We start from the raw sequence: 12,429 nt of genomic DNA on the forward strand, positions 1-12,429 counted from the left end.
CATACGGGGGCATGAAGAACACGGAACCAAAAACAATATTTCGGCACTGACATTCATCGACACACTATTGAGTTCTCAAAGAACACACACCACACATCCAACCCAGCTTTGCTGGACCTTCCGTGAGACAGGTCTTCTAGTCTAACCAAAATTTTGGGCAAAGTCAAGCTCGGCCGCATTCTCTGGCTCGTACTATGGTCAGGCGCTCCTCGTCCAACCTCGTTCACCCTAGCCCAGCGCATCATTTCTGCTACGCTCTCCGGCCCCGGGTCGGTGTCCGTGTCGCTCTGACTCGCAATAAGTTACGCGGCGGAGAACGCTACGTCAAATCGCCGTGATTTCACGGAGTTTCCGCAGGTCAACGGCTCCCTGAAGGCCGTGGATTCCGCCCGAATCACAACACTGTGACGCGAGACACCTCGACAATCAGGACCACCCGCGCACCACCCCCGCGACATTCTTCTTTCCGCGCCGCAGCACGAGCCAGCGTCCATGCAGGTAGTCGGCGTCCGCAGGGGTCCATTCGATGTCCGAGATCTTCGCGTTGTTCACCGAGGCCCCGCCTTCGTTCACCGTGCGCCGGGCCGCGCCGCGACTGTCGCACAGGCCCGCCGCGACGAGCAGATCCACGATCGTGTTCGGCTCATCGGTTCGGGTCCGCGCGACCTCACCGTCGATCGCGGCCTCCCGAAGGGCGGCGTCCAACGTCGATTCGTCCAAGTCACGCAGCTCGGCACGGCCGAACAGTGCCTGGCTGGCCAACTGAACGGCGCGGGTCTCGGACTCGCCGTGCACCAGAGTCGTCATCTCGGCGGCGAGCGTGCGCTGCGCCTGCCTGAGGTGCGGACGCTCAGCGGTCGCCTGCTCCAACTCTTCGAGCTCCTCGCGCGACAGGAAAGTGAACCAGCGCAAGTAGCGCATCACGTCGGCATCGGCGGTATTGACGAAGTACTGGTACCACGCGTACGGGCTGGTCATTTCGGGGTCCAGCCACAGGCTGCCGCCACCGGTGGATTTCCCGAACTTCTTGCCGTCGCTGGAGGTCACCAGCGGAACGGTCAATGCGTGCACCGACGCACCGTCGACGCGGCGGGTGAGTTCGACGCCGGCAACGATATTGCCCCACTGGTCGGAACCACCGACCTGGAGAGTGCAGCCGTAGTTGCGGTGTAGTTGGAGATAGTCGTTGGCCTGCAGCAGCATGTAGCTGAATTCGGTGTAGGAGATTCCCTCACCGTCCAGGCGACGCTTGACGGTGTCGCGGGCGAGCATGACATTCACCGAGAAGTGTTTGCCGATGTCACGCAGGAAGTCCACGGTGGTCAACGACCGCGTCCAAGCCATGTTGTCGACCACGACAGCCCCGGTCGGCGTATCGTCCAGGTCCACGAACCGCTCCAGCTGAGACCGGATTCGCCCGACCCAGTCGGCGACCGTATCGGTCGTGTTCATGGTTCGCTCGCCGACGTCGCGCGGATCGCCGATCAGGCCCGTCGCACCTCCCGCCAATACGATCGGACGATGGCCGGCACGTTGGAAACGCTTCAGCGCGAGCAATGGCACCAGATGTCCCGCGTGCAGGCTGGCGGCAGTGGGATCGAAACCGGCATACAGCGTCAGCGGTCCAGCAGCCGCCGCCTCCCGCAAGGCGTCGAGATCGGTGGACTGCGCGATCAGACCGCGCCAGGTCAGTTCGTCGATGATGTCGCCGCTCACGCCGTCCTATCTTTCCGTATGAGGATTCGCTCCCGCTGTATGGGATCCGATCCGCTCCGCATCCCACCGAGTCCGAGAACCAGGGATCCTCCGCGCCCCTCACACCTGGTGTCGCGGGGGTAGCGGCGCGCGCGGGCTACGCCGGTAGTTCGACACTGCCCGAGAACCGGATAGCCAGTACCGCCACGGAACGTCCGCTGCGCTGCTGACACCGATTCGAGGGCCGCTGGCGATCGCGGTCACCGCGACCGGGGCACCCAGCTCCAGTCGGATCGCGGAGGTCGGGTCGAACAACACGGTCCCGTAGTCGTCGAGTGTGATCCCCAGCACGGAACCGAGGTTGCCCGGACCGCGCGCCAGGTCACGATCGGATCGAGCGGCCGGGCGGCGCCGACGTGCGGCGTCCCATCCGTCGATCACCTCGCCGGAACGGATCAGCACGGCGCTGGCGACGCCATCCGGTCCGCTCGTCACGTTCACGCAGGTGTGTATCCCGTAGCTGCGGTAGACGTAGAGCATTCCAGCAGGTCCGAACATCACACTGTTGCGCTCGGTGCGTCCGCGTCCCGAATGCGAAGCCGGGTCCGGCCACGGGCCCGCCGGATCTCCGCCGTAGGCCTCGACCTCGACGATCCGTACTCCGACCGGCCCGGATCGCAGGGTGGCGCCCAGCAGACGCTGGGCAGCTGCAGGCGGTTCGACTGCGAGTTCCTCGACAGACACCACGATCTTCTCGCTCTCCTCACCGGTCGCGATGGCCGTCGGTCACGCCAGGTGACACCAGACTGTCGTCCTTGGCGCAGACTGTCGTCCACGGCGGAGTCCACGGGGGACATCATCCTGGACGGCTGCGGTGGAAAGTCCGCCGGGCATCTGTGACCCCCGACCTGAATGCTCGCGCCGCGCGGTGGTACTCGACGGACATGATCCCGCCACACGCTCCTCGCTCGAGGAGAGCACCGCACACCCGTGCCCAGGTCACTGTCGCCCAGCGTCCGGGTGAACTGCGGCAGTTGTCCCGTCGTGCACTCGCCACCGAGGAATAGAGCCGGTCATGTCACAGTCCACCGCATCACCCGTCGTCGAAGTGCAGAACCTGCGGGTCCGCCGCGGCCGTCGCCGGGTCCTCCACGATGTCTCGCTGACCATCCCGCGTGGCTCGATCACTGGGCTGCTCGGTCCGTCGGGTTGTGGCAAGACCACGCTGATGCGCTGCATCGTCGGTACCCAGATCGTCGAATCGGGCGATGTCCGGGCGCTCGGCCACCCGGCCGGCTCGGCGACATTGCGCCACCGGATCGGGTATGTCACCCAAGCGCCGAGCATCTATTCCGATATCAGTGTCCGAGAGAACGTCGCATATTTCGCCGCGCTCTACGGACGTGATCGGGCCGATGTCGAACAGGCAGTCGCGGCCGTCGGTCTGGGGCCGCAGGCACGACAGCGCGGCGACCAGCTCTCCGGCGGTCAGCAGACCCGTGCGTCACTGGCGTGTGCGCTGGTCGCGCAACCGGAATTGCTGGTGCTGGACGAACCGACGGTCGGCCTCGATCCCGTGCTGCGGGTCGAGCTCTGGCAGCAATTCCATGCCTTGGCCGCAAACGGGACGACTTTGCTGGTGTCCAGTCACGTCATGGACGAAGCAGAGCACTGCGACCAGCTGTTGTTGCTGCGCGAGGGACACCTGCTGGCACAACTCAGTCCTCGGGACCTGCGCGCCCGGACCGGTGAACAGAACCTCGAGACCGCGTTTCTCACCCTGATCACGATCGGATCGGACACATGACCACTGCTCCCGCGGCCGCACCACGGCGGCGCGCATCGGCACTGCGCCCCTACACCGCGACCACCGGTCGGATTCTGCGCCAGCTACGCAACGATCGACGCACCGTCGCCATGATCCTGGTCGTTCCCGCGGTGCTGATGGCACTGCTGTATTTCATCTATCAGAACAGCCCGGTCGACCCGGCGCAGCCGCTGTCGCTGTTCGACCGGGTCGGCATCAGCATGCTCGGCATTCTGCCGTTCATCGTGATGTTTCTGATCACCGCGATCGCCATGCAGCGCGAACGTAGCTCGGGCACCCTGGAGCGACTGCTGTCGACGCCGCTGTCGAAACTCGATCTGCTGGCCGGGTACGGCACCGCCTTCTCCCTCGCTGCCGCCGCCCAAGCGACCGTCGCCTGCCTGGTCGCCTTCGGCCTGCTCGGACTCGACGCCGCGGGCAATCCTGGCTGGATCGTGCTGATTGCGGTGGTCGATGCGGTATGCGGGGTAGCGCTGGGGCTGCTGGCGAGCGCGTTCGCCCGCACCGAATTCCAGGCCGTCCAGTTCATGCCGGTTGTGGTGGCGCCACAAATATTCGTGTGCGGCTTGCTCGTACCACGCAATCAACTGCCGGATTGGCTCGAGGTGCTCAGCAATGTGATGCCACTGAGCTACGCAGTCGACGCGCTGCAACAAGTCTCGACGCATCCAGAGGTCACCAGCCAGATATGGCGCGACCTCGCCCTGGTGGCCGGATTCGCTGTCGTCGCGCTGTGCTTGGGCGCGGCTACGTTGCGACGGCGTACCCCGTAAGGCGACTGCGGGTGGTTTCGGCAGCCTCGATCAGATCAGCAGCCTCGATCAGATCAGGAGCCGTCGGGTTGGGCGGTGAAGGTCGCGTGTTCGGCCTCGGTGACCTCGCTGGCTTCATCGACGAGCAACACCGGGATGCCGTCGTCGACCGGGTAGGCCCGGCGTAGGCGCGGGTTGTAGAGCACCATGCCGCCGTCGGCAGTGTGGACCAATCGCAGCGGTCCCTTGTCCTGCGGGCACGCGAGCAGACTCAGCAGTGTCGGGTCCAGAGTGTGATGGTCGGGCATAGGGAAAATCTACCGTGCGAGCGGGCCGGACCGACAACGCCCGGTTCGAGCCAGAGCGCATCCGGCCCGCCCGATGCAGCGTCACCCGAGCAATGTCACCCGAGCAATGTCACTCCCCGAGCACTGTCGGTGCCAGATCCTCGGTGAGGATCTCGTAAGTATCGGATGTCCGGTTGAACCACCACGTGCTCGGCCCCGGCTTCGGCCGGCCGGCAGCCCGCACGGCCGAAGCCGAGGGACGGAAGGACGGACTGCGACGGATGTCCTCGACCAGGTACACCAGATCGGGACGCCGATCCGGTTCCAGGGCGCGCAACGCCTCGGTGACATCGTGCGGTTCCAGGTGGAATCCCTTGCGCGCGGTCACCGCCGCCGCCGCGAGGCACTGCCCGCCGACCTCGAGCCCGTAGACGACCTCCAGGTCGACCGGGGTGATGTCGTTGAGCACGTCGGCGATGGGCTGGCCATAGACCGGACCTCGGGGGGTGTGCATCACCGTATCGGTGCGGTCGATCAACCAGAAGTCACCGTCGCTGTCGCGCCGGAACAAATTCTCCGTCGGCATCCATGAATCGCCCGCGGCGAAGACACCGCGTAGTCCGCCTGCGGAGACGTCGACACCATCGGAGGCCCTGCCGATGAGTAGCCCGACCTCGTTGTCCCTGCAGCGCCGCGCGAACCCGGAACCATCGACCATGATCCGTTCGGTGAGTGGGTCATAGGCGACCAGTTCGACCTTGGCGGTGCCGGGAACCGGTCGACCTTTGCATCCACGTTTCGTGCCGGTCACATTGGCCAATACCACGTCACCCTCGATCGAGGCATAGAACTCCAACACGCGTGCGGGATCGAACTGCTCGGTGGTGCGGCGCCACAGTCCGGCAGGCATGCCGGAGCCGATGAACAGCCGGATCGGGTGGCGGTGTCCCGCCGGGAAGACCTCGGCGTCGAGGATGTCGCGCAACATGGTCCAGGTGTAGGTCACCACGGTGACACCGAAGCGGTGCACTTCTTCGGCGAAGCGGTCGGGGTGCAACGAACGCGCCAGAGCGATCCGGCTACCGCCGGCCACCGCTCCACCGAGACTGACCAGCAGGCCGGATGAATGATGCAGCGGAGCAAGGCAGTACACCGTGTCGTGGTGGTCGAGGTCGGCCGTGGTCGCGGTGCCGAACGCCGACAATGCCCAACGGTGGTTGGTGATGTACTTGGTTTCCAAACGTTCGCCCGTACCGGTGACGAGTACGAAGGCCAGCTCCCGAGCCCGACCGGGATCCGGCCGATACCATGCCGGCATCGTGACCTGGGACGGATCGATCTGCTCCAAGTCGATCACTCGGTCACCGACGGACACAGCCAGTTCGCGCTCGGCGCCGCCACCCAGCACCAGTACCCTGGCGCCCGCGGCGACCGCCTGGACCAGGTTCTCCGGATCGGCGATCAGCGTCTCCACGCCGGTCAGCTCGATCGCGCGCCCGAGTTCGCTCCCCGGTGCGAGCAGCACCGCGACCGCGCCCAACCGCGACAGCGCCGCGACCGCGGCCAATGCGCTGGGCCGAGTTTCCATCACGACACCCACCCGCATGGCCGGCCGCAGGTCGACCGACACCAGACCCCGTACCACGTTGTCGATCCGGGCGTTGACCGCGGCGTGGGTATGCGCCCGGTCGTCGAACAAGAACAGGTCCTGCTGCGGCGCGCGACGCGTCTGCTCGGCGAGCAACCTGCCGAGCGAAATCCTGGTGTGCGGCTGGATCATGCCGAGCCGGGTCAATCTGGGCAGCGCGCGCGCAGCCTCCCCGGCCAACTCGATCGTGCCGCGCACCGTGTTGTTCGCGATGCCCTCCAACGCCTTTCCCACGCCGGTGCCCGCTTCGGCCAGGGTTGCGGCGGTGTGGACCACCCGGGTCGCAGCCGACCTCGGGCGATTGTTCGGCACGTGCTCGGCCATCGGCGCGATCTGTGGTGGTAGCGACGCGCCGCTGTCCATCCAATCGATCCACTGTTGCACCAGCGGCCAGGTGTGGTTGGTGGCCATACTCCCGGCCACGAGTCCGAAATGACCCGCCACCAAGGTCGCCTCGTAAACTTCTGCGTTCGGCGCCGCGCGCACGATGCCACGCACCGCGGCAGGTTGACCGATATCGTCGACTTCGCCGACGAATGCGAGGATCGGGCATTTGACCTCGGCCAGCGAGATGGGCTGATCCCGGATCACGAACCCGCCGAGCATCATCCGGTTGTGCGCGACGAACTGTTTGAGCAGATCCGCCGCCGCCGGGCCGGCGTAGCCGACCCAGCCATCGCTGTTGAGAAAGCGGCGTTGGCGCTCTTTCGGGAGCAACGCCTCACGGTCGTGCAGCTGACGCAGGAAGTCGATCCGCGACTTGGCGGTCTTGACCGGATCGAGGAGCTGGAAGCCGAGCCGGACCATGAAGTCGGTGATCGGCAGCCGGGTGACCACGTGGTCGGCGAGGAAGTCGGCGACATCGGAGACCATGCCGTAGGGCAGTCCCAACGGGATGCCCGCCACGATGTCGACCGGACTGCCGAAGGTCACGACGCTTGCCACACTCTTGCCGTATCGGTAGGCAGTGGTCTGGTAGGCGAACATGCCGCCCTGGGAATACCCCATCAGATGTACGCCGCTACCGGTGATCTCGGCAACGGTATCCAGGGCGCTGTTGACCGCGAGCACATGGTCGGCGAGGTCACGCTGCCAACCACCTTCCTCACTCGCGGGTGAGCCGAAATCGACCACCCAGCAATCGACTCCGCCGCGGTGCAGTATTCCGACGGCTCCACCGTCGGCATTCACGTCCCAGATATCGGCATTGACCATGAGTGGCGGAACCAGCAGCGCCACCGGCCGACCCGGGGTGGTGTCGTCCGGGAAGTAGCGACGCAGTCGGTAGGTGCGCCTACGCTCCACGACCTCGAAGGGAGACGACGTGACATCATGGCTCAAGCCACCGAAGCGGATGACCTCCAGGCCGTTCTGTGCGGTCGCCATCAACCGTTGCACAGATCCCGCCACACCCTTTGCATTGAACTTCACTATCGCTCCTGCCCCTACCCTTGAAAGTGATCTACATCACATGCTGAAGTGTTCCGATGAGCATCCCGCACCTCATGTCCATTATGTGTCTTCAGCGACACACCGTCGGCCCAGTCGCCGCGATCCGGGCGCCGGCGTGTGCACAACCACACCCACAACCACCTTCGGACACATCGTCGAGGCGGCCGGACCCGGGTGCGTCCGCGCAACCGTGCACGGACCGAGGGCGATCACCGGCGTCGAGGTGAACAGGTGACCGACCCTCTGGTTTCGGACGACGGTGCTCGTGAGACCCTCCCGGTCGAACTGGTCGACGACTCCGGGCGAGCGATCGGTACCGCATCCGTCGCCGCGGCCCACCGCACTCCCGGCCTGCAACATCGCGCATTCTCCGTGGTGCTGTTCGACTCCGCGGGCCGACTACTCCTGCAACAGCGCGCACCGGCGAAGACCAGATTCCCTGCCCTGTGGTCGAACACCTGTTGCGGCCACCCCGCCCCCGGCGAAGCCGTCACCGCCGCGGCGATGCGGCGACTGTCCGAGGAAATGGGTATGCGTGCAACCCTCGCCGAGGCGGGTATCTATCGATACCGAGCCGCGGACACGGGCACCGGTCAGGTGGAGTCCGAATGGGACCATGTGCTGATCGGTCGGCCCGATATCGAATCCCCGCGACCGGACGCGGCCGAGGTCGGCGACTACACGTGGATCCGACCGGACGAGCTGCGCGCCGCGTTGACGACGAACCCACAGGAATACACGCCCTGGCTGGCCGGCGTCCTCGACATCGCCGAGCGCGCACACCGGGACACGGCCTGAGCCCGCCCGGCTTCTTCGGGCGTGACATCTTCGGGCGTGACATCATCGGGCGGGGCATCGGGACGTGATCACCGCATCCCACCGAATTCCAGCGCGGCCACACCGGCGATCACGAGCGCGATACCGCCGACCTGCACCGGACTCAGCCGCTCGTTCAGAAACAGCACACCGATGACCGCGATCGCGGCAACCCCGACCGCCGACCAGATGCCATAGGCCACCCCCACCGGCATACCCCGCTTCAACGCCTGGCCGAGGCAGATGAACGCCGCGCCATAGCCGACCACCACCATGATCGAGGGAACCAACTTGGTGAATCCTTCGGAAAGTTTCAGCGAAACGGTGGCGGTCACCTCGGAAGCGATGGCCGCGACGAGCAGCAGCAGGGTCATTGCCGCAGCGTAGTCAGCAGGATTCAGCCGAGCCAGCCGCGCGAGGCCGCCGCTGCGCGACGTACCTCCTCGAGTTGGGCCGCGACCTGCGGGCTCGCGGTTCCACCACGAGCATTGCGAGACGCGATCGATCCCTGCACCGTGAGGACCTCGCGCACGCGGGCAGTCAGCCTCGGATCGACTGCAGCGAACTCCGCATCGGTGAGTTCATCGAGCCCGACGCCCCGGGATTCGGCAGCGCGCACACACGCGCCGGCCGCCTCGTGCGCGACACGGAACGGAACACCCTGGCGGACCAGCCATTCGGCGATGTCGGTGGCCAATGTGAAACCAGCGGGTGCGAGTTCGGCCATTCGGTCGGTATGGAAGGTCAGCGTGGAGATCAGACCGGCGATGGCCGGCAACAACAGTTCGAGTTGCGCGACCGAGTCGAACAGCGGTTCTTTGTCTTCTTGTAGGTCACGGTTGTAGGCCAGGGGCTGTGCCTTGAGGGTGGCCAGCAGACCGGTGAGGTTGCCGATCAACCGACCCGCCTTGCCGCGGGTGAGCTCGGAAACATCCGGATTCTTCTTCTGCGGCATGATCGAGGAGCCGGTCGACCACGCATCGGCGAGGGTGACATAGCCGAATTCCGGCGTGCTCCAGAGGATCACTTCTTCGGCCATACGGCTCAGGTCGACACCGATCATCGCGAACACGAACGCGGCCTCGGCAGCGAAATCTCGCGCCGAGGTCGCGTCGATCGAGTTGGCTGCGGCAGCGTCGAAGTCCAACTCCTCGGCTATCGCCGTGGGATCGAGCCCGAGCGAAGAGCCTGCCAGTGCCCCGGAACCGTAGGGTGAAACCGCGGCCCGACGATCGAAGTCGCGCAGCCGGTCGAGATCGCGAAGCAGCGGATGAGCGTGTGCGAGCAGGTGGTGCGCCACGAGGACCGGCTGGGCGGCCTGCAGATGCGTCTTGCCCGGCATCACCGCATCGGGGTGGGCCGCGGCCTGGTCGACCAGGGCGTCCACCACGGTGAGCACACCGGCGGCCACCCGGCGGACGCCGTCGCGCAGCCACATGCGAAACAGCGTCGCCACCTGGTCGTTGCGTGAGCGTCCCGCGCGCAGCCGGCCGCCGAGCTCTGCGCCGACCCGGTCGATCAAGCCGCGCTCCAAGGCGCCGTGCACATCCTCGTCCGACTCGGCGGGACCGAACGCACCCGATTCCACATCCGCCGCGAGCCGGTCGAGTCCATCCAGCATGCCGGACAATTCGGTGTCCGACAGCAGCTCCGCCGTGTGCAGCACCCGCGCATGCGCCTTCGACGCGCGGATGTCGTAGGGCGCCAGCACCCAGTCGAACTGTGTCGACTTGCTCAGCGCGGCCATGGCCTCGGCTGGTCCGGAGGCGAATCGCCCGCCCCAGAGCGCGCCCTGATTCGTGCCGCCGCTCTGCGTCATCGTGTGCTGTCTCCTCGAATCACGGTCGTCGGTCGTCGGTGGGTCATGGTCGTCGGCGGCTGTCCCCGTGCAGCTCCACGGCGGCCGGTACGGCCCCGATACACCCCCTGGAGTGGTCCGAGGGCGCACCGCGTGGGCGAGACGAGCGTGGTGAGCCTACTTCTGGTTCAGATCGCGGCGCGCGGCGACTTTGGACGACAGACCGTGAATCTGAACGAACCCTTTGGCCAACGACTGATCGAAGGTGTCGCCCTCGTCGTAGGTCGCCAGGTTGAAGTCGTAGAGCGATTGCTCGGAGCGACGACCGTTCACCACGACCGCGCCACCGTGCAGGACCATGCGGATGTCGCCGGAGACGTGGTGCTGGGTGTCGCCGATGAATGCGTCCAGCGCGCGCTTGAGCGGCGAGAACCACAAGCCGTCGTAGGCCAGTTCGCCCCAGCGCTGCTCGACCTGCCGCTTGTAGCGACCCAGCTCACGTTCGATGGTCACGTGCTCCAGGGCCTGATGGGCGGCGATCAGCGTGAGTGCGCCGGGCGCTTCGTAGATCTCACGGCTCTTGATCCCCACCAGCCGGTCCTCGACCATGTCCAGCCGGCCGACACCCTGACGACCGGCGCGGTGGTTCAACTCGACGATCGCCTCGAGCACGCTGACCGGGCGGCCGTCGATGGCCACGGGTACACCCTTGCTGAACGACACGACGAGTTCGTCAGGGGCTTCGAAGTTGACCGTCGGGTCGGAGGTGTAGTCGTAGACGTCTTTCGTCGGGGCGTTCCACAGGTCCTCGAGGAACCCGGTTTCCACTGCGCGGCCCCAGACGTTCTGGTCGATGGAGAACGGCGACTTCTTGGTGACGTTGATCGGCAGCGCGTTCTCCTCGGCGAAGGCAATGGCCTTCTCTCTGGTCCACGCGTAGTCACGCACCGGCGCGGTCACGGTCAACTCCGGCGCCAGCGCACCGATACCGACCTCGAAGCGCACCTGATCGTTGCCCTTGCCGGTGCAGCCGTGCGCGACCGTGTTCGCGCCGTGAGCCTTGGCGGCCTCGACGAGATGCTTGACGATCAACGGGCGACTGATGGCCGACACCAGCGGGTACTGCCCCATGTACAAGGCGTTGGCCTGGATGGTGGGCAGACAGTACTCGTCGGCGAACTCGTCGCGGGCGTCGACGACGATCGACTCGACCGCCCCGCAGTCCAGTGCGCGCTGGCGAACGACGTTCATGTCCTCGCCGCCCTGACCGAGGTCGACGGCCACGGCCACCACTTCGGCACCGGTCTCCTTGCCGATCCAACTGATCGCGACGGAGGTGTCCAGCCCACCGGAGTAGGCGAGTACGACGCGCTCGGACATGTTCGTGTGCTCCTCGGTTTTCGATGCTCGTCTACATATTGCTCGGCTGCTGCTGCCCAGTGTTCGGCTGCCCAACTCACCGGTGCGCAGTAGGGGTCGGCTTCCCGCCATACCGCCCTGCAAATGATTATGCACGAGAGTGCAAGCTCATTCACCACCGGGTGGGTGTCGTCCCTGCAGGGCGCACATTCGCAGGTGCACGCGGCTGGGTCAGGCGAGTTGTTCGATCTTCGTGGCCAGTTCGGCGCCGGTCAGCGGTTCGCGGGCGATCACGGCGATGGTGTCGTCGCCCGCAATGGTTCCGATGACGAAGGGCAGTGCGGCGCGGTCGAGCGCACTGGCCAAATAGTGGGCGGCGCCGGGCGGCGTGCGCAGGACCGCGATATTGCCACTGGCATCGGTGGAGACGAGGAGGTCACCCAGCAGCTTGGACAGGCGGTCGGTGCCGCCGGTCACTCCGCGAACCGGGCTGCCGTCCTCGGGAACCACGTAGACCCCTGCGCCGCCGTCGGCCGCCCGCAGCTTCACCGCGCCCAGTTCATCGAGGTCCCGGGACAACGTCGCCTGGGTGGTCTCGATACCTTCGGCCGCCAGGAGCGCAGCCAGCTCGGTCTGGCTGCGCACGGCATGCGCAGCCAGCAGTTCGACGATGCGCGATTGCCGGCCGGCACGGGTACGGGCGATCGCCGGGCCAGCACCCTTTCCCGGGTCCGAGTGCACTATGCTCACGCCGCCGACCCATCGGGTCCGGTGCCGCCCACCTGCGCAGCGCC

The 12,429-nt window shown here is 66.1% G+C and carries 11 protein-coding genes; 3 read left to right on the forward strand and 8 right to left on the reverse strand.

The features are described 5' to 3' along the window. Positions 1–426: 426 nt before the first annotated feature. Complete coding sequence (gene tyrS, locus K940_RS0110205) at positions 427–1,716, reverse strand: tyrosine--tRNA ligase (RefSeq protein WP_028477451.1); 1,290 nt, start codon at positions 1,714–1,716, stop codon at positions 427–429. Between the two features lie 99 nt (positions 1,717–1,815). Then, positions 1,816–2,439: a DNA-3-methyladenine glycosylase gene (locus tag K940_RS0110210; RefSeq protein WP_028477452.1), complete on the reverse strand. Its 624-nt coding sequence runs from the start codon at positions 2,437–2,439 to the stop codon at positions 1,816–1,818. Positions 2,440–2,770: 331 nt separating this feature from the next. Here K940_RS0110210 and K940_RS0110215 point away from each other — a divergent pair, with 331 nt between their 5' ends. Further along, a complete protein-coding gene (locus tag K940_RS0110215; protein WP_028477453.1) occupies positions 2,771–3,502 on the forward strand; it encodes an ABC transporter ATP-binding protein in 732 nt (243 codons plus the stop codon). Continuing rightward, complete coding sequence (locus K940_RS0110220; RefSeq protein ID WP_051407065.1) at positions 3,499–4,296, forward strand: ABC transporter permease; 798 nt, start codon at positions 3,499–3,501, stop codon at positions 4,294–4,296. Before K940_RS0110215 ends, K940_RS0110220 begins: the two co-directional genes overlap by 4 nt. A gap of 53 nt (positions 4,297–4,349) precedes the next feature. Here the strand turns inward: K940_RS0110220 and K940_RS0110225 are convergent, their stop codons facing one another. After that, on the reverse strand, positions 4,350–4,583 hold the full coding sequence (locus K940_RS0110225) for a Trm112 family protein (protein ID WP_028477455.1): 234 nt from the start codon (positions 4,581–4,583) through the stop codon (positions 4,350–4,352). Between the two features lie 109 nt (positions 4,584–4,692). Further along, positions 4,693–7,641: an AMP-binding protein gene (locus K940_RS0110230; RefSeq protein WP_028477456.1), complete on the reverse strand. Its 2,949-nt coding sequence runs from the start codon at positions 7,639–7,641 to the stop codon at positions 4,693–4,695. A gap of 252 nt (positions 7,642–7,893) precedes the next feature. Here K940_RS0110230 and idi point away from each other — a divergent pair, with 252 nt between their 5' ends. Continuing rightward, a complete protein-coding gene (gene idi, locus K940_RS0110235; protein WP_196812158.1) occupies positions 7,894–8,460 on the forward strand; it encodes an isopentenyl-diphosphate Delta-isomerase in 567 nt (188 codons plus the stop codon). A gap of 68 nt (positions 8,461–8,528) precedes the next feature. Here the strand turns inward: idi and K940_RS0110240 are convergent, their stop codons facing one another. The 4 genes from K940_RS0110240 to K940_RS0110255 form a co-directional block, all read right to left on the reverse strand. Next, a complete protein-coding gene (locus K940_RS0110240; RefSeq protein ID WP_028477458.1) occupies positions 8,529–8,852 on the reverse strand; it encodes a multidrug efflux SMR transporter in 324 nt (107 codons plus the stop codon). A gap of 23 nt (positions 8,853–8,875) precedes the next feature. Further along, the gene (gene argH, locus K940_RS0110245) at positions 8,876–10,297 is read right to left on the reverse strand and encodes an argininosuccinate lyase (protein WP_028477459.1); all 1,422 of its coding nucleotides are present in this window, start codon (positions 10,295–10,297) and stop codon (positions 8,876–8,878) included. Positions 10,298–10,453: 156 nt separating this feature from the next. Beyond that, entirely contained in the window at positions 10,454–11,656 is a 1,203-nt protein-coding gene (locus K940_RS0110250; RefSeq protein WP_028477460.1) for an argininosuccinate synthase, read from the reverse strand. Positions 11,657–11,866: 210 nt separating this feature from the next. Next, complete coding sequence (locus K940_RS0110255; protein WP_051407066.1) at positions 11,867–12,385, reverse strand: arginine repressor; 519 nt, start codon at positions 12,383–12,385, stop codon at positions 11,867–11,869. Positions 12,386–12,429 lie beyond the last annotated feature (44 nt).

The sequence above is a fragment of the Nocardia sp. CNY236 genome, from assembly GCF_000482385.1.
In the GTDB taxonomy this organism is placed as follows: Bacteria; Actinomycetota; Actinomycetes; order Mycobacteriales; family Mycobacteriaceae; genus Nocardia.

Excerpts from the sequence above, each read along its gene's own strand:
- K940_RS0110225 (WP_028477455.1), bottom strand. The coding sequence starts at position 4,583 with ATGCCCGACCATCACACTCTGGACCCGACACTGCTGAGTCTGCTCGCG.
- argH (WP_028477459.1), bottom strand. The coding sequence starts at position 10,297 with ATGACGCAGAGCGGCGGCACGAATCAGGGCGCGCTCTGGGGCGGGCGA.
- K940_RS0110215 (WP_028477453.1), top strand. The coding sequence starts at position 2,771 with ATGTCACAGTCCACCGCATCACCCGTCGTCGAAGTGCAGAACCTGCGG.
- K940_RS0110220 (WP_051407065.1), top strand. The coding sequence starts at position 3,499 with ATGACCACTGCTCCCGCGGCCGCACCACGGCGGCGCGCATCGGCACTG.
- K940_RS0110240 (WP_028477458.1), bottom strand. The coding sequence starts at position 8,852 with ATGACCCTGCTGCTGCTCGTCGCGGCCATCGCTTCCGAGGTGACCGCC.
- K940_RS0110250 (WP_028477460.1), bottom strand. The coding sequence starts at position 11,656 with ATGTCCGAGCGCGTCGTACTCGCCTACTCCGGTGGGCTGGACACCTCC.